At 53.0% G+C, this 17429-nt stretch carries 16 protein-coding genes, 1 pseudogene and 1 riboswitch; of the genes and pseudogenes, 12 read left to right on the top strand and 5 right to left on the bottom strand.

The genetic code is table 11. From position 1 onward, the window contains the following. Positions 1 to 31: 31 nt before the first annotated feature. The gene (locus B3511_RS11625; protein WP_046885121.1) at positions 32 to 2665 is read right to left on the bottom strand and encodes a PqiB family protein; all 2634 of its coding nucleotides are present in this window, start codon (positions 2663 to 2665) and stop codon (positions 32 to 34) included. Beyond that, positions 2634 to 3917 carry a membrane integrity lipid transport subunit YebS gene (gene yebS, locus B3511_RS11620; RefSeq protein WP_046885122.1) on the bottom strand — a complete coding sequence of 428 codons (1284 nt, stop codon included), beginning with the start codon at positions 3915 to 3917 and terminating at the stop codon, positions 2634 to 2636. Before yebS ends, B3511_RS11625 begins: the two co-directional genes overlap by 32 nt. Positions 3918 to 4048: 131 nt before the next feature. Here yebS and B3511_RS11615 point away from each other — a divergent pair, with 131 nt between their 5' ends. The 4 genes from B3511_RS11615 to htpX all read left to right on the top strand — a co-directional run bounded on the left by B3511_RS11615 (position 4049) and on the right by htpX (position 8473). Beyond that, positions 4049 to 4546, top strand: coding sequence for a GAF domain-containing protein (locus B3511_RS11615; RefSeq protein WP_040075162.1), 498 nt, complete (start codon positions 4049 to 4051; stop codon positions 4544 to 4546). A gap of 97 nt (positions 4547 to 4643) precedes the next feature. Next, complete coding sequence (proQ, locus tag B3511_RS11610; protein WP_040075164.1) at positions 4644 to 5330, top strand: RNA chaperone ProQ; 687 nt, start codon at positions 4644 to 4646, stop codon at positions 5328 to 5330. Positions 5331 to 5349: 19 nt separating this feature from the next. After that, entirely contained in the window at positions 5350 to 7398 is a 2049-nt protein-coding gene (gene prc / locus B3511_RS11605) for a carboxy terminal-processing peptidase (RefSeq protein ID WP_207291951.1), read from the top strand. 193 nt (positions 7399 to 7591) lie between these two features. Further along, positions 7592 to 8473 (top strand): protease HtpX, encoded by an 882-nt coding sequence (htpX, locus tag B3511_RS11600; protein WP_046885124.1) that lies wholly within the window; start codon positions 7592 to 7594, stop codon positions 8471 to 8473. Between the two features lie 48 nt (positions 8474 to 8521). Here htpX and B3511_RS11595 read toward each other — a convergent pair whose 3' ends face one another. Continuing rightward, entirely contained in the window at positions 8522 to 9892 is a 1371-nt protein-coding gene (locus B3511_RS11595) for an MFS transporter (protein ID WP_286782444.1), read from the bottom strand. 177 nt (positions 9893 to 10069) lie between these two features. On the opposite strand from B3511_RS11595, the gene kdgR reads away from it, so the two are divergent. Continuing rightward, positions 10070 to 10861: a DNA-binding transcriptional regulator KdgR gene (gene kdgR, locus B3511_RS11590; RefSeq protein ID WP_040075168.1), complete on the top strand. Its 792-nt coding sequence runs from the start codon at positions 10070 to 10072 to the stop codon at positions 10859 to 10861. A 50-nt stretch (positions 10862 to 10911) separates the two neighbouring features. Here kdgR and B3511_RS11585 read toward each other — a convergent pair whose 3' ends face one another. Continuing rightward, positions 10912 to 11151 (bottom strand): YobH family protein, encoded by a 240-nt coding sequence (locus tag B3511_RS11585; protein ID WP_040078461.1) that lies wholly within the window; start codon positions 11149 to 11151, stop codon positions 10912 to 10914. A gap of 161 nt (positions 11152 to 11312) precedes the next feature. Between B3511_RS11585 and mgrB the strand changes: the two genes are divergently transcribed. From mgrB to rlmA, 7 genes and pseudogenes are all read left to right on the top strand, one after another. Continuing rightward, complete coding sequence (gene mgrB, locus B3511_RS11580; RefSeq protein WP_046885126.1) at positions 11313 to 11456, top strand: PhoP/PhoQ regulator MgrB; 144 nt, start codon at positions 11313 to 11315, stop codon at positions 11454 to 11456. Positions 11457 to 11530: 74 nt separating this feature from the next. Continuing rightward, complete coding sequence (locus B3511_RS11575; RefSeq protein WP_046885127.1) at positions 11531 to 11821, top strand: YebO family protein; 291 nt, start codon at positions 11531 to 11533, stop codon at positions 11819 to 11821. A 20-nt stretch (positions 11822 to 11841) separates the two neighbouring features. Beyond that, a complete protein-coding gene (locus B3511_RS11570) occupies positions 11842 to 12831 on the top strand; it encodes an MBL fold metallo-hydrolase (RefSeq protein ID WP_286782442.1) in 990 nt (329 codons plus the stop codon). A gap of 523 nt (positions 12832 to 13354) precedes the next feature. After that, positions 13355 to 13499: pseudogene (locus B3511_RS11565) on the top strand (DUF2627 domain-containing protein). Between the two features lie 12 nt (positions 13500 to 13511). Continuing rightward, on the top strand, positions 13512 to 13721 hold the full coding sequence (gene cspE, locus B3511_RS11560; RefSeq protein WP_001062678.1) for a transcription antiterminator/RNA stability regulator CspE: 210 nt from the start codon (positions 13512 to 13514) through the stop codon (positions 13719 to 13721). A 219-nt stretch (positions 13722 to 13940) separates the two neighbouring features. Beyond that, on the top strand, positions 13941 to 15659 hold the full coding sequence (ftsI, locus tag B3511_RS11555) for a peptidoglycan glycosyltransferase FtsI (protein WP_212475631.1): 1719 nt from the start codon (positions 13941 to 13943) through the stop codon (positions 15657 to 15659). Positions 15660 to 15725: 66 nt separating this feature from the next. After that, positions 15726 to 16541 carry a 23S rRNA (guanine(745)-N(1))-methyltransferase gene (gene rlmA, locus B3511_RS11550; protein WP_233802935.1) on the top strand — a complete coding sequence of 272 codons (816 nt, stop codon included), beginning with the start codon at positions 15726 to 15728 and terminating at the stop codon, positions 16539 to 16541. Here the strand turns inward: rlmA and mntP are convergent. Next, complete coding sequence (mntP, locus tag B3511_RS11545; protein WP_040075175.1) at positions 16538 to 17104, bottom strand: manganese efflux pump MntP; 567 nt, start codon at positions 17102 to 17104, stop codon at positions 16538 to 16540. The two genes, rlmA and mntP, sit on opposite strands and share 4 nt — an antisense overlap. Before the next feature lie 48 nt (positions 17105 to 17152). After that, positions 17153 to 17288, bottom strand: a riboswitch (yybP-ykoY riboswitch). Positions 17289 to 17429 lie beyond the last annotated feature (141 nt).

The raw sequence follows: 17429 nt of genomic DNA, 5'->3' as shown, positions 1-17429 counted from the left end.
GCTCCGGTGGATTGACACCGGAGCGTGCAGCTTAGCGCGGCAGGGCGGTTCCCCACTCACGCCACTCTTTCGGCTCTTTTTCCAGCAGCAGGAAATGTTTACCCGGCTGGGCTTTCGGTGCCAGCGGTGTGCCAGGCGGAGTCGCAAAGGCAATACCGCCCCGGATAAACTGGTTGAAGGTACCGGTTTTCACCACGCCGCCTACCAGGCCGAAATCAAGCGAATAGCCGGAGGCCAGCCAGAAGACGGAGTTATTGCGCACCAGATGCTGGTAACGTTCGCTGATACGCAGGCCAACCATAACGCGATCGGAGAGCGTCCCCAGCGTCAGGCCAGTAACCGTACCCACTTCGATGCCGCGGAACAGGACCGGTGTACCGATGCCCAGTGAACCTGCCTCTGGTACCTCCACAACGATACTTAGTCCATCCAGATAGCGCGAGTCGGTGATGGTGGCTTCCTGCAGTTCAAAATCACGACGCGCATTACCCCGGCCTGGCTCGACGTTGATATAAGGCTGAAGAATAGTATCGAGATGTTCCACACCGGCAGCGGAGATCTGGGGCGTGATGACCGAGAAACGCGTACCGGCCCGGGCGAAGGTGTCGACATACTCCGGGTAAAGTACCGCCTTCGCCTGCACTTCGTTACGGGCGGTAATCAGCTTCAGGGACTGGACCTGGCCAATATCAATGCCCAGATAGCGTATCGGCATCCCTTCTGCCAGCTTGCCCGCATCGAAGGTGTGGAGCGTAATCTGCCCGCCCACCGCGCGCGCGGCGGTTTCGGATGGATAAAGTATCCGTTTATCCCCCTTACGCTGTGTGGCGCCTGCACCACTTAAGTTATCAAAGCTGATGGCTCCTTTCAGGGCGCGCGAAAGTGGAGAGGCTTGCACCGTTAACCCACTGCCGTTGAGCTGAACTTTGGCTCCGCCTTCTGCCCAGAACACGCTATTGGCGGTTAGCAGATTGCGGTACTCCGGTTTGACATGCAGATCGATATCAAAGGCATTGGCCCTTGGCCGCACGGTAATCACTTCACCCACTTCGAATTTACGGTATAGCACCACGGAGCCTGCCTGCACGTCCGGTAGGGTGTCGGCAGTCAGCGTGAGGGTCGTGGTCGGCAGATCGCTGAGGCTGTTCTCCAGCGCTTTATCGAGATTAGCGTAAAGAGGGTAACTATTACGCAGCTCCCCTTTGGCGCCAGGCAGAATGCGAATACCGCCGCTGACCCATTCGCTGGCGCTGGCGGCAAGGAACTCAATGCCATCCAGCCCGACTTTGACATCGACACGGCTGTTCACGATAAATTTGCTGTCACCGTGAATCAATTCCCGGAACTCGGGATCGATGGCGACAGAGAAGCTGACGCCTTTACTGGTCAACTTACGCTCCAGTACCTGGCCGACCTGAACCCCATGTAAAACCAGCGGCTGTCCGGCCTCGATGCCGTAGCTTTCCGGCGCACTCAGGGTTACGGTGGCAACGCCGGGTTTTTGTAGCAAGGCTTTATCCGCAGGGGCAATCACGAAAGTATTGGTGGGCTCACCGCCGCCGGGGATCAGCTCAAAGGTGCTGCCCGTCAGCAGGGTGCTAATACTTGGATTATTCAGCGACAGTTTTGGGCTGCGCAGTTCAAGGCGAGTATCTTCACGCAGCAGATCCACCACGCTCGGGTCGACCGTCATCTCACCGGTAACGGAACCTCCCGGGTTCAGCGTCAGTTTAGTCAACTGACCGACCTGGAGACCCTGGTACATCAGCGGCGTGGAGTTGGCTTTTAAACCTTCAGCTGAGGGAAGGGCCAGCTTCACAATAACCCCACGCTGACTGTGAGCCAGATCTTCGTACAAACCAAAGTTATCTTCCGGTTTGGCCGGGCTGGAGTCTTCCGGTGAGTCAAAGGCAATAGCGCCGTTAACCAGTGCGGCCAGACTTTCGAGCTGCACTTTTGCGCCGCTCAGGCTGATATCCGCATCTACCCCGGAGACATTCCAGAAGCGGCTCCCTTTTTTCACCAGGTTCGTGAAGCGGCGTTCGATCAGGACGTCAATCGTCACCCCCTGCTTGTTAGGGGTGATGGCATAGTCATAAACGCGCCCAACGGGAATTTTACGGAAGTAGACCAGCGAACCGCTGTTCAGCGATCCCAGATCGGGCGCATGCAGGTGAATCATCAGATCGCCATTGTTCAGGCGGTAGCGCGGCTGAGTATCCAGCGCGGTAAAGTGATCCTGCGGCTCGCCTTTGCCCGGCATCATGCCGATATAGTTACCGCCGACCAGCGCATCCAGCCCGGAGACCCCGGCCAGAGAGGCTTTTGGCGTGACCAGCCAGAACTGGGTCTCTTCGCGCAGGGCATCCTTCATGTCGGATTTAATACTGGCGCGAACCTGAATTTTGTTCAGTTTTTTATCCAGCGAAATATCCTGTACGGTGCCAACTTCCACCCCCTGAAAACGCACAGGGGTGCGGCCAGCCACGATGCCATCCGCATTCTGGAAGTCGATGGTGATGCTGTTGCCGCGATCCTGGTAGCTGGTCCAGATCAGCCATCCCGCGATCATTAGCGCGATGACAGGCAGTAACCAGAACGGTGAAATACGACGTTTCGTTTTAATTCTCGCTTCAGTCGGCGAAGCGGGCGTTTCCTGACTCATGTGCGTCCCAAAGTAAGCGGCTGTCCAGCCATTCCACTGCAAGAATAGTCAATATCACCGCAGAGCCGAAATAGAACGCTGCGGGTCCCATAGTAAAAGCGAGGAGCTGATCGCGATTGATCAGCGACATCATTAAGGCAATAACAAACAAATCGAGCATTGACCAACGGCCAATCCAGGTGACGAAACGTAATAATAAGATACGGGTTTTCAGCCCTTGCTCACATTTGAAATGAATGCTGATTAGTAGGGTAAACATCACCAGAACTTTGGTAAAGGGCACCAGAATACTGGCGATGAAGACAATCGCGGCGACAGCGATGTTGCTGTCTGCCAGCGAAATAATCCCAGACATGATGGTATCTGCCTGCCGTTCGCCGTTCACATAAATGATCGAGATGGGCAAAAGATTAGCAGGCAACAGCAATACCATCGAGGCAATTAGCGCAGCCCAGCACTTTTGCAGGCTATTATGGCGACGCAGGCGTAGCGGGATATGGCAGCGCGGGCAGCGTCCGCGCGCATCCGGCAACCCGGTAAAGTGGCAACCGAGACAGGCCCGCAATGCGGGATCATAGCGGGTGGCAGGGCGTTGTGGGTAAAATCGCTCCCACAATTGCTCAACGTTGAGGTGAATCATCGTCAAGATACTCAGCAATACCAGAGCAATAAATGCCAGAAGACCTATGCCTGGCTGGAGGAAGGCATAATCCTGGACCTTGATGGAGGCCACGCCAATGCCCACCAGATAAATATCCAGCATGACCCACTCTTTAAGCCTGTCCAGCATTAACAGTACCGGACGCAAATTCATTCCCAGGATGTTGCCCAGCCAGAGATAAGCGATAGCCGCTACTAACACCGCTGGCGCGCCGACGGTACAGAACAGCACCATGGAGGCGGTGAGGGGATCGCCCTGCTGACTCATCTGCCAAATCCCCTGCAGGAGGTTGGCATCGATGCGCACTCCGAGAAGATACAGATGCAGCAGCGGTTCGCTCCAGGCGAACGGCATGAGCAGCAGCATGGTGACCGCCATCGCCGCCAGTCGGGTCAAGGACCAGTCACGTCCATCACGAATTTTAGCGTCGCAGCGAGGACAATAAGCACTTTGGTGCGATTTCATCTTTGGCAACGTAAAAAGCGTATCGCATTGCGGGCAACGCTGATAATGTGCACGAGGCAGTGCGTCGCCGACGGAATGCACGGTTATCTTTTTTACTGGCGTTATTTTCGGTGTTTTAAGTGCCATGGGTCGCGCATGAAAAGGATAGTTAATAGTTATCTTAACTCATGAATGGATTCATCTTGAGCATGAACGCATTTAATGCTTATTTTAATAGGCTATGCTGTAATTTTGTAAGTCAACCAAGTGATTGAATAATGAACAAAACAGAATTCTACACGGATCTCAACCGTGATTTTCAGGCATTAATGGCAGGTGAAACCAGTTTTTTAGCCACCCTGGCAAATACCAGTGCATTGTTGTTTGAGCGTCTGAGTGAAGTCAACTGGGCGGGATTTTATTTACTGGAAGGCGAAACCCTGGTGTTGGGGCCGTTCCAGGGCCGTCTGGCCTGTGTGCGTATCCCGGTAGGGCGCGGCGTGTGTGGTACCGCCGTGGCGCAAAATCAGGTGCAGCGTGTGGAAGATGTTCACGCATTTGACGGGCACATTGCCTGCGACGCAGCCAGTAATTCTGAAATCGTCCTGCCTCTGCAGGTCAAAAATCAGATTATTGGCGTACTGGATATCGACAGTACGGCCTTTGGCCGCTTCTCACACGAGGATGAGCAGGGGCTGCGCGAGCTGGTGGCGAATCTCGAAAACGTGCTGGCGGCGACCGATTATCAAAAATTCTTTGCGAGTGTCGCAGGATAATCAACGGATAACGTAGCATTTACCGATGGCGTCATTATAATGACGCCTGTTCATGCCTGCGGCGAGTTGGCAACGTCCGTTGTAATCAGGAAATTTCATGGAAAATCAACCTAAGTTGAATAGCAGTAAAGAAGTTATCGCATTTCTGGCCGAACGTTTTCCTCACTGTTTCAGTGCCGAAGGCGAAGCACGCCCCCTGAAGATTGGTATCTTCCAGGATCTCGTATCGCGTGTTGAGGGCGAGCTGAATCTCAGCAAGACCCAACTTCGTTCCGCATTACGTCTTTATACATCGAGCTGGCGCTACCTGTACGGTATCAAAGCGGGCGCAACGCGTGTTGATCTTGATGGCAACCCATGCGGTGTGCTGGATGAGCAACACGTAGAACATGCGCGTAAGCAGCTCGAAGAAGCCAAAGCACGCGTACAGGCTCAGCGTGCTGAGCAGCAGGCGAAAAAACGCGAAGCTGCAGCGGCGAACGGTCAGGAAGAGGCGCCACGTCGTGAGCGTAAACCTCGTCCGGCCCAGCGTCGTACCGACAACACCGAGCGTAAGCCTCGTGCTGATAAACCAGCAGCGAAAGCCCCTCGTGCGCCTCGTGAAGAGCAGCGCCACACCCCGGTTTCTGATATCAACGCACTGAGCGTGGGTCAGGCACTGAAGGTGAAAGCGGGTAATAACGCTATGGACGCCACCGTAACGGAAATCACCAAAGATGGCGTACGAGTACAGCTGACTTCTGGTATGTCAATGATTGTACGCGCAGAGCACTTGTTGTTCTGAAACGGAGGCCAGGCCCGGCATGAACACATTTTTTAAGCTCACCGCGCTGGCTGGCCTGTTTGCTATAACAGGCCACGCTTTTGCGGTGGACGAGATTACGCGGGTGGATCAAATTCCGGTTCTGAAGGAAGAGACCCAGCACGCAACGGTCAGTGAGCGCGTTACATCGCGCTTCACTCGCTCGCATTACCGTCAGTTCGACCTCGATCAGGCTTTCTCAGGCAAAATCTTTGACCGCTATCTGAACCTGCTGGATTATAGCCACAACGTTCTGCTGGCCAGCGATGTCGAGCAGTTTGCGAAGCGTAAATCGGTGGTGGGCGACGAACTGCGCAGCGGTAAACTCGACCTCTTCTACGACCTGTACAATCTGGCGCAGAAGCGTCGTTTTGAGCGTTATGAATATGCGCTCAAGGTGCTGGCGCGTCCGATGGACTTTACCGGCAACGACACCTTTAATCTCGATCGCAGCAAATCGCCGTGGCCTAAAGATGAAGCCGAGCTGAATGCGCTGTGGGACGGTAAAGTGAAGTACGATCAGCTGAGCCTCAAACTCACCGGTAAAGATGAGAAAGAGATCCGCGAAACGCTGACCCGCCGCTACAAATTTGCTATTCGCCGCCTGGCGCAGACCAACAGCGAAGATGTGTTCTCGCTGGCGATGACTGCCTTCGCGCACGAAATTGATCCTCACACCAACTATCTTTCCCCACGCAACACCGAACAGTTCAATACCGAGATGAGCCTCTCACTCGAGGGGATTGGCGCGGTGCTGCAGATGGATGACGACTATACCGTGATCAACTCTATGGTTGCGGGTGGCCCTGCTGCCAAGAGTAAGGCCATTAGCGTTGGCGATCGCATCGTTGGTGTCGGCCAGACGGGCCAGAATATGGTCGATGTGATTGGCTGGCGTCTGGATGACGTTGTTGCCCTGATCAAAGGGCCTAAAGGCAGCAAAGTGCGCCTTGAGATCTTGCCTGCCGGGAAAGGCACGAAAACCCGTATCATTACGTTGACCCGCGAGCGTATCCGTCTGGAAGACCGCGCGGTCAAAATGTCGGTGAAAACCGTCGGTAAAGAGAAGGTTGGGGTACTGGATATCCCAGGTTTCTACGTCGGCCTGACGGACGACGTAAAAGTGCAGCTGCAGAAGCTCGAAAAACAGAACGTCAGCAGTGTGATCATTGATCTGCGTACTAACGGCGGCGGTGCCTTGACTGAAGCGGTTTCGCTCTCTGGTCTGTTCATTCCGTCCGGCCCGGTCGTTCAGGTTCGTGATAACAACGGTAAAGTGCGTGAAGATGCCGATACCGATGGCGTAGTCTATTACAAAGGCCCGCTGGTCGTACTGGTTGACCGCTTCAGCGCCTCTGCTTCTGAAATCTTTGCGGCGGCAATGCAGGATTATGGACGTGCCCTGGTGGTCGGCGAGCCAACCTTCGGAAAAGGTACGGTACAGCAGTATCGCTCCCTGAACCGTATTTACGATCAGATGCTCCGTCCGGAATGGCCGGCTCTGGGGTCTGTACAGTACACCATTCAGAAATTCTATCGCGTGAACGGTGGCAGTACGCAGCGTAAAGGCGTGACGCCAGATATCATCATGCCGACCGGCAATGAAGAGACGGAAACCGGCGAGAAGTTCGAGGATAATGCACTGCCGTGGGATAGCATTAACGCTGCCACCTACGTGAAGTCCGGTGATATGACGCAGTTTGGTCCGGCGCTGTTAAAACAGCATGACGAACGTATCGCGAAAGATCCGGAATTCCAGTACATCATGAAGGACATTGCCCGCTTCAATGCGCTGAAGGCGAAGCGAAATATTGTCTCCCTGAACTACGCTCAGCGTGAGAAAGAGAACGAAGAAGATGATGCAACCCGCCTGGCGCGCATTAACGATCGTTTCAAACGCGAAGGCAAACCGCTGCTCAAAAAACTGGACGATCTACCCAAAGATTACCAGGAGCCCGATCCTTATCTGGACGAGACGGTAAAAATCGCCATTGACCTGGCGAAACAGGAAAAAGATCGGCCCGCGGCTGAGCCCGCTCCGACAAAATAATTCCCCCACGGGCACAAGAAATTGTGCCCGTTTTTTTGCTTTCTGCATGCTGCGGTAAGCGAGTCCATTTCTAATGTAAAGTTGTGTCTTTCTGGTGACTTACGCCCCCTGAATCCTTGAAAATAGCCGCAATACCCATACGATGTGGGTAATCGCATAGTGCGTTTTGTTAAACTGAGGTTAAAAGAAAATTATGATGCGAATCGCGCTCTTCCTGCTCACCAACCTTGCGGTGATGGTGGTCTTCGGGCTCGTGCTAAGCCTGACGGGAATTCAGTCGAGCAGCGTTCAGGGCTTGTTAATTATGGCGCTGCTGTTTGGTTTTGGTGGCTCCTTTGTATCTTTGCTGATGTCGAAGTGGATGGCGCTCAAATCCGTGGGCGGCGAAGTGATTGAGCAACCCCGCAATGATATGGAACAGTGGCTGATGACCACCGTGGCAAACCAGTCCCGCCAGGCAGGTATCGCAATGCCACAGGTGGCTATTTACCACGCGCCGGATATCAACGCCTTCGCAACAGGTGCGCGTCGTGACGCCTCACTGGTTGCCGTCAGCACTGGCCTGCTGCAGAACATGAGCCGTGACGAAGCCGAAGCGGTTATCGCTCACGAAATTAGCCACATTGCCAATGGTGATATGGTGACTATGACCCTGATTCAGGGCGTAGTGAACACCTTCGTGATCTTTATCTCACGTATTCTGGCGCAGATCGCGGCCGGATTTATGGGCGGCAACCGTGATGAAGGTGAAGGTAACAACGGCAACCCACTGATCTACTTTGCTGTTTCAATGGTGCTGGAGCTGGTGTTTGGTATCCTGGCAAGCATTATCACCATGTGGTTCTCCCGCCACCGTGAATTCCACGCGGATGCGGGCTCGGCAAAACTGGTGGGTCGCGAGAAGATGATTGCTGCCCTGCAGCGTCTGAAAACCAGCTACGAACCGCAGGAAGCAAACACCATGATGGCATTCTGCATCAACGGTAAATCTAAATCGCTGAGCGAGCTGTTCATGTCTCACCCGCCGCTGGATAAACGTATCGAAGCGTTACGTAGTGGGGAATATCTGAAGTAAGCCCGCCCGGGCAGACAAATAAAGCGCGTCATTCGACGCGCTTTTTTATTAGCTGCGTTTAGACTGGGTGATCCGCATACCGCTTATTACCGCCGCAAGCGTCGCGAGGGCACCTGCGGTGATCAAAGCCACATGCGTACCCTTATCGCCGGCCATATTGAACATTAATGCCACCAGCGCTGCGCCACTACTCTGCCCCAGCAGGCGCGCCGTGCCGAGCATACCGCTGGCTCCTCCGCTGCGGTGGGGTGGGGCGGCGGTGATGATCGTGTGATTATTGGGCGACTGAAACAGTCCAAACCCCGCGCCGCATAAAATCATACGCCAGATGATATCCAGATCGCCCGGGGCGGCGGGCAGCAAAGCCAGGGCAAATAAGCCGGATGCCATCACGGCCAGTCCCAGTGACCCCAGTAATCCGGCATGCAGACGCTCAATCAGGTAGCCTGCCAGCGGGGCCATCACCATGGTTGCCAGCGGCCAGGGGGTCAGGAGCAGTCCCGTCTCCACTTCCGAACGTCCCACCACGCTTTGCAGGAAGAAGGGCAACGAAACCAGGGCCAGCATTTGCGCGCAGAATGAACAAATCGAGGTGCAAATAGAGAGGGAGAATAACGGAATACGCAGTAAGTCTACCGGCAGCAGCGGCACCGGCAGGGCGAGCTGACGACGGACAAAAAAGAAGCCGATAATCAATAATGCCATTACTTCACCGGCGATTAAGAGCCGCGATTGCCCCTGAGCAAAGCCGCTGAGCGCAGTAATAAGCAAACCGAAGGTCAGGGCGTTCATGACGGCGCTCGGCAGATCGAAGCGCGGCATGCTGCTCTTCGCCGCATTCGCGGGAAGAAAACGCAGCGCAAAGAGCAGCGCCACAACGCCCAGCGGTACGTTAATGAGGAATAACCACTGCCAGGAGGCCACGGAGAGGATCGCCGCTGCGAGGGTCGGTCCCGCGGCGGAAGAGACCGCCACAATAAACGAGTTAATGCCCATGCCGCGCCCAAGCTGGCGCTTCGGAAAGATGAGCCGGATTAACGCGGTATTAACGCTCATTAGCGCCGCACCACCAAAGCCCTGGGCAATACGCGCCAGCGTCAACATCTGAAGGTTATCTGCGAGAGCGCAAAATAGCGACGTAATGGTAAAGACCACCAGGCCGCATTGATAAATGCGGCGATAGCCAAACATATCTCCGAGAAACGAGAACGAGAGCAGCGAGATAACGATGGCAATTTGATAGGCGTTAACAATCCAGATAGAACTGGCAGGAGAGGCGTGCAGATCGCTGGCAATGGTTGGCAGCGCGACGTTGGCAATGGCCCCGTCCAGTACGGCCATGGAGATGCCAATAATAATAGTGGCTATCGCGCCATAGCGCTGCGGTAAGGGCAGGCCATCAGGGGGAGTCGTGGTCATGTCATCGATCTGCGTCAGAGGTAATTATATTCAGGGTAATTATTTTAACATGCTTATTTTGGTTATATGTCGCAGATTTGTAACCAGGTAAGCCAGGATTGATTGCAGCGAAGCCAGTACGAATTTATAATAAAAACCAGTTCTGATTTTTATAAAACACTTGCTTTGAGGTGATAAATGGCAATCGCAGATTTGGATAAACAACCAGATTCTGTCTCTTCTGTGTTGAAGGTGTTTGGCATCCTGCAGGCGCTTGGGGAAGAGCGCGAAATTGGTATTACCGAGCTGTCACAGCGTGTGATGATGTCGAAAAGCACCGTTTATCGCTTTTTGCAGACCATGAAATCACTGGGCTATGTTGCACAGGAAGGGGAGTCCGAAAAATACTCTCTGACCCTGAAGCTGTTTGAACTGGGCGCGCGCGCGTTGCAAAACGTCGACCTGATTCGTAGCGCAGATATTCAGATGCGTGAACTTTCGCGTCTGACGAAAGAGACTGTGCACCTGGGGGCGCTGGACGAAGACAGCATTGTTTATATCCATAAGATCGACTCGATGTACAACCTGCGTATGTACTCCCGTATCGGTCGCCGTAATCCGCTCTACAGCACGGCCATCGGTAAGGTTTTACTGGCATGGCGTGACCGCGAAGAGGTTAAGCAAATTCTGGAAGGTGTCGAGTACAAACGCAGCACTGAGCGTACGATCACCACCACGGAAGGGTTACTCACGGTACTGGATAAGGTACGTGAACAGGGTTACGGTGAAGATAACGAGGAACAGGAAGAAGGGCTGCGCTGTATTGGCGTCCCGGTATTTGACCGCTTTGGTGTGGTGATCGCTGGCCTGAGTATCTCTTTCCCGACGCTACGCTTCTCTGAAGAGCGTCTACATGAGTACGTTGAAATGCTGCATACCGCGGCGCGAAAAATTTCTGAACAGATGGGCTATAACGACTATCCGTTCTGAACACATAAAAAAAAGCCGCTACGTTAGCGGCTTTTCACTAATACCGATGGTTAGCCGTTATCAACGACCGTTTCGCTTTTACGCAAAATTGGGCAGTTGGTCAGGCCAATAATCCCACTATCCGAATGGATGTACTGGGCCGTGCTGGTGCCACGTGCAGTGAGGTATTTACACTGGATACCCAGCCCCGCAGCGTTTTCATGACTGCCAATCAAGATACCGTAGCCTGACAACAATAAACCAATCCAGATAAGGGCTAAAATCACAACTGTGCGAATAATTAAGCGCATCATTGCCTCTTTTATAATGGTTCTTCCTGCCTCTAAGCCTATCCTGTTAGCTATATGAAACAAGTACATGATTCCGAAAACGGGACGATGGCGTTACAGTTAGCCCCGGTTTAAGTTAAGCATGGTAACCTGGCAGCCTAAGTGAGTAGACGGAGAGTGTAGTGAAGAAATTACGCTGGGTCATTCTGGTGGTAGTGTTGATTGCCTGCGTCGTTATGTGGACGCAGATGATCAATGTGATGTGCGATCAGGATGTACAGTTTTTTAGCGGTATATGTTCTATCAATAAGTTTATCCCCTGGTAGCAGGCATTTTTATGGCAAGTGATTTCCTTCCTCAACGCGAGTGGTAAAATAGCCGTTTTTAGTGAGGTGGTGAAATGGGTGAGTTGTTGAATACTGGAGTGCTTAGCATGGCATCTCTGGTCATATCCGTCGTGTTGCTGGTGGTGGGTTTGGTACTGTGGTTTTTCGTCAACCGCGCCAGCTCCCGGACAAATGAACAAATTGAGTTACTGGAGACGTTAGTTGATCTCCAGAAAAGACAAAATGCGCTGCTTCGTCGTCTGTGTGAAGCCAATGAACCGGACGTCGAAGAAGAGGTTAAACCCGCTGCTGCGCCCGTGAAAGATGAAAGCGACGATTTTATTCGTCTGGTCGCTGAGCGTTAATCGCATCTGGGGAGGTGAACATGACCCGGAAAAATCCCTGGTATAACCCCTCCCTGCCTCACCATACCCCGCAGGGTTTTCGCAATACTTCTGCTACTGGGCACCAGCCTGGAGACGTTGAGCGCTGGCGCAAAGAGCGCAAAGCTGCCGGTTTACCGAAACCTCCTCGCGGCGGCTATGAAAAATTTATCCATGACTGGTGCCAACCTGTCGATCTTACTACCCCCGAAGGAGACGCTGTCTGGTGGCTGGGCCATGCCAGTCTATTGCTGCGAATCAGTGGTCAGTATATTCTCACGGACCCGGTGTTCTCCCGGCGTGCCTCGCCCGTAAGTTTTGCCGGACCGCTGCGCAAAACCCCTGCGGTGATTAGCGTGGCTGGGCTACCTCCCATCGATGCGCTAGTCATCTCTCATAATCATTATGATCACCTCGATTCCGCTACCGTTCGTCAGTTATTGCAACGATTTCCAAAGCTTACCCTGTTTGTCCCTCTGGGGCTGGGGGACTGGTTTCGACGTCGGGGCGCGAAGCACATCGTTGAACTGGACTGGTGGCAAAGCTATGTGCATCAAGGCATCACCTACAGTGCCGTTCCGGCCCAGCACTGGAGCATGCGTAGCTTTTGGGATCGGAACTGTGCGCTTTGGTGTGGATGGGTATTCGAGGGCAGTGAACGGCGATTTTGGTTCAGCGGCGATACCGGATATACGCCAGAGTTACTCACCATTGCGCAGCGTTTCGGTAAACTCGATGCGATCGCCCTCCCGATAGGCGCATATGCACCAGAATGGTTCATGGCGACAAACCATATGGACCCGCGTTCGGCAGTCTCCCTCTGGCAGCAGCTAGGTATGCCGCTTGCCATCCCCATTCATTGGGGCGTCTTCGAACTGGCCGATGAGTCGCTTGATGAACCCGTGGCTGAACTACGGCAAGCACTCAATCATACAGCCACAATTAACAATAACTTCAAAATACTAAACATCGGTCAATATTTATCCTTATGACTATTCATCGCTTCGTTTACTATTATTCTGATATTAACCTGTACCATTAATGTTTTATTTTTATCGAAACGTTTTGCTTGCCTTTTTTTGAGGCATGATCATAAAAGTTTCATTATTTTGGTGCAGAGAGAAATTAGAATTGCCCATGTAAATAGAGAAAGAGACGAAGCGATATACAATGTTTTATCAAGACAACCCACTTTACCGTTACGATCATTTGTGCATAACGTTTCGGAAAAAGCTCTAACAAAATAGCCTCATCCAGAAAAATTAATAGCCTGGCTGGACGTTCGGAAGTTATTGAGCTATGGTAAAAAAGTCTTAGATTACAGCGCTTATGAAGACAGTGACTGGACAAGCACCACTCAGGCCCGGTATACCGCACACGTTGCTTACCGTGCAGATTGTGGCAAGTTAGCTTCGGAATTTGTGCGACTGATCGAGACACGTTTAAAAATGGCTTGCCATTATTTACGTTGTATGTGATAACACGGTTTGGGTCAAACGAGGTACAGTTCTGTTTATGTGTGGCATTTTCAGTAAAGAAGTCCTGAGTAAACACGTTGTCGTTGAATACCGCTTCTCTGCCGAACCTTATATTAGTGCCTCATGCAGTAATGTCTCAGTTTTATCTCAGTTAATGCCTGCGGGCTATGAAAACACTCTAAGGAATTTTGCAAATGGCAAAGATTAAAGGTCAAGTTAAGTGGTTCAACGAGTCTAAAGGTTTTGGTTTCATTACCCCAGCTGACGGCAGCAAAGATGTATTCGTACACTTCTCTGCAATCCAGGGCAATGGCTTCAAAACTCTGGCTGAAGGCCAGAACGTTGAGTTCGAAATTCAGGACGGCCAGAAAGGTCCGGCTGCTGTTAACGTAACCGCTATCTGATCGAACCCCTGCCAACGTTGAAACGCCAGGTCGTTTCAGCTGAGCACATAAAGCCTCGCGTTAATGCGGGGCTTTTTAATGCCTGCTTTTCAAAGTGTTAACACAAGGCCATCTGTTCGCAGTTTGTTGCAAAGCTGCGAGGTTATTAGCATTGTTTTTACCCGCACCGTGCAAATTTCCCGTTAAATCAGGGCGTTGTTTAATAGCCCTGGAGCCACGGTGAAAAAAAGACCTTTCAACCCCGCAGCAAATTTCACCCCGACGCGTTTTGCTTTACTCTGCTTTGTCATACTTTGCAGCCTCGTTTTTCTACTGGCTCGCGTAGCCTGGTTACAAATAATCAAGCCGGACACGCTGGTGGCGCAGGAGGATAGGCGCTCCTTGCGTGAGGTACCCATCGATGCACCTCGCGGAATGATCGTTGACCGGGAGGGCAGGCCGCTGGCAGTGAGCGTGCCGGTTCAGGCGGTCTGGGCCGACCCCAAAACGGTGCGGGAGAAGGGGGGCGTAGGGTTTGATGACCGCTGGCAAGCCCTGGCGAACACACTGCATCTCTCGCTCGACACCTTGTCGCAGCGTATCAATAGTAATCCGCGTGGTCGTTTCATTTACCTGGCTCGACAGATCGATCCGGCGCAGGCGCAATGGATCGAGAAACTGCATCTGCCTGGCATTAACCTACGAGATGAGTCGCGCCGTTTTTACCCTTCAGGACACGTAGCGGCCAACTTAATTGGTTTTACCAATATTGATGGGCAGGGTATAGAAGGGATTGAAAAGAGCTTTAATCGACAGCTCACTGGCAAACCGGGCCTGCGCAAGGTACGTAAAGACCGATATGGTCATGTCATTGAAAATATCACCGAGCAGCCACCGGTCCCCGCTCATACTATTCACCTAAGCATTGATGCACGATTGCAGACGATTACAGAGGATGCCCTGGATAATGCCGTCGCCTGGAACAAAGCGGAATCCGGTGCAGCAGTACTGATTGACGTGCGGACGGGTGAAATTCTCAGCATGGCGAGCTTCCCGGACTTCAACCCCAATAATCGTGAAGGGGCAACCTTGAACGATTTCCGCAACCGCGCCATTAGCGACACCTTCGAACCCGGCTCAACCGTTAAGCCGCTGGTGCTGATGACCGCTCTGAAGCAAGGGCTGGTACAGCCTGACAGCGTAATCGATACGCATCCCTATACGCTGGCCGGACACCGTATCCGCGATGTAGGTTACTATCCTGAGCTGACGATGACCGGCATTTTGCAAAAATCGAGCGATACCGGGGTATCACGCCTTTCGCTGGCGATGCCCATTCAGCGCCTGCTGGATACTTATAAAGGCTTTGGTTTTGGACGCAGCACCGGGCTGGGGCTAACCGGCGAAAGCAGCGGCCTGCTACCTGAGCGCAAATTCTGGAGTCAGTTGGATCGGGCTACGTTCTCCTTTGGCTATGGACTGATGGTCACGCCACTGCAGTTGGCACACGTCTATGCCACTATTGGTAGCTACGGCGTAGAGCGCCCTCTGTCGATCACGCGTATCGATCCTCCGGTAATGGGCACCCAGGTCATGCCGACAGAGATCGTTAAAGAGGTTGAGCATATGATGGAGAGCGTGGCGCTGCCGGGCGGCGGCGGCGTGAAAGCGGCGGTACGTGACTACCGGGTTGCCGTTAAGACCGGTACCGCGAAAAAGATTGATGAGAGCGGTAAGTATGTCGATAAGTACGTGGCCTATACTGCCGGCGTTGCGCCCGCCAGTCGTCCGCGCTTTGCGCTGGCGGTGGTAATTAACGATCCCCAGAACGGCGCCTACTATGGCGGGGCGGTGTCGGCTCCGGTCTTTAGCCAGATCATGGGAGATGTGCTTCGGCTCGAAAATATTCCACCCGATGGCCTCGCTCCGGAATCGAGCCATCTCATTGTGATGCGTTAAGTCAGGCGTTTTATAACCGGGCAATTAGCGGTAAACTCTCGCCCTTTACGATTGCCCGGAGTTACCATGTCCTTCTGTTGTCCACTTTGCCACGCGCCGCTGGTGCTAACCGATAAAAGCTATGCCTGCCCACAGGGGCACCGCTACGATTTGGCGAAAGAGGGGTATGTTAACTTGCTGCCGGTACAGCATAAACGCTCTAAAGATCCGGGTGACAGCGCAGAGATGATGCAGGCACGCCGGGCTTTCCTGGACGCCAGCCATTATCAGCCACTGCGCGACCGGGTTGGGCACTTGCTGGCAACGAAACTGGCAGATAACGCCGCCACGATTCTGGATATCGGCTGTGGTGAAGGCTATTACACCGCCGCGTTTGCAGATATCGCCCGGCAAAAGGGGGCAAGCACGTTTGGCCTCGATGTCTCTAAGGTCGCTATTCGCGCTGCCGCCAAACGCTACCCTGCCGTGACTTTTTGTGTGGCCTCCAGCCATCGCTTGCCGTTTAACGATAACAGCATGGACGCGGTTATCCGCATCTATGCCCCGTGCAAAGGCGAAGAGTTGGCGCGAGTGGTGAAAGCAGGGGGTTGGGTGATCACCGTGACGCCAGGGCCACGCCATCTGATGGAGCTGAAAGGTCTGATTTACGATGAGGTACAGCTTCACGCTCCGCATTCTGAGCAACTGAGCGGTTTCCGACTGGCTGATGAGCAAGAACTCGGGTATGAGATGAACCTGAGCGGAGAAGAGGCGGTAGCCTTGTTACAGATGACGCCGTTTGCCTGGCGGGCAAAACCGGCGGTATGGGACGCATTGAAGAACGAGAAGGTATTCCGTTGCCAGACGGATTTCAGCATCCACTGCTGGCAGCGTGTCGATTAACCTGCGAAGTGGCTCCAGAGGATTTGTACACCAATACCTATCAGTACAACGCCTCCCAGAATTTCGGCCCGTTTACCCAACAGCGGGCCAATATACCGACCGATCATCATCCCCAGCGTTGACATGATGAATGTCGCACAGCCAATGGCCAGGGCGGTGGCGATAATATTAACCTGCAGAAATGCCAGACCGACGCCCACCGCCATCGCATCCAGGCTGGTGGCAATCGCGGTAGTCACCAGCAGCCAGAAGCCGTGACGGCGAACCGGCGCGTCATCTTCACAACGCTCGTTGCGAAAACCTTCAATGACCATACGCCCACCGAGGAAGACCAGCAGCACAAAGGCGATCCAGTGATTCCACTCCAGCACAACCTGGCTTGCCAGCATACCCAAACCCCAGCCGATAAGCGGCGTCAGGGTTTCGATTGCGCCAAAGATAAGGCCAGTGCGCAGTGCTTCAGAGAATTTAGGTTTATGCAGGGTGGCGCCTTTCCCCATCGAGGCCGCAAATGCGTCCATCGACATGCCAAAGGCCAGTAGAAGTGTTGCTGAGAGATTCATAAGTGCGTCCAGACCGGGATCTCCATATGACACATCACTGCCCCCAGTAAACAGCAGTAGATGTATCTATGGTCTCGCCTGACAGTTCTGATATGAACTGTCCGTACGTGCCACGTTTTGCAACGAGTATGTTGACACGTACATTTCCTTGAAAGGAAATCGGCTACTCCCCAACGACGGGCGCAACCTTAACATATTTTTAGCCGTTAAAACAATATTCAGGAATTATAATTTCACTAACTTTTTGATAACGATTTTCATTTGGGTTTATTGGTGAGAATAACGTTAATAAATATAAGTGGATTTTATTGTCTAATATAGCTTT

This window comes from Leclercia sp. UBA1284 (assembly GCF_002308415.1).
GTDB lineage: Bacteria > Pseudomonadota > Gammaproteobacteria > Enterobacterales > Enterobacteriaceae > Enterobacter > Enterobacter pneumoniae.
This window is presented reverse-complemented; position numbering and strand designations above follow the sequence as displayed.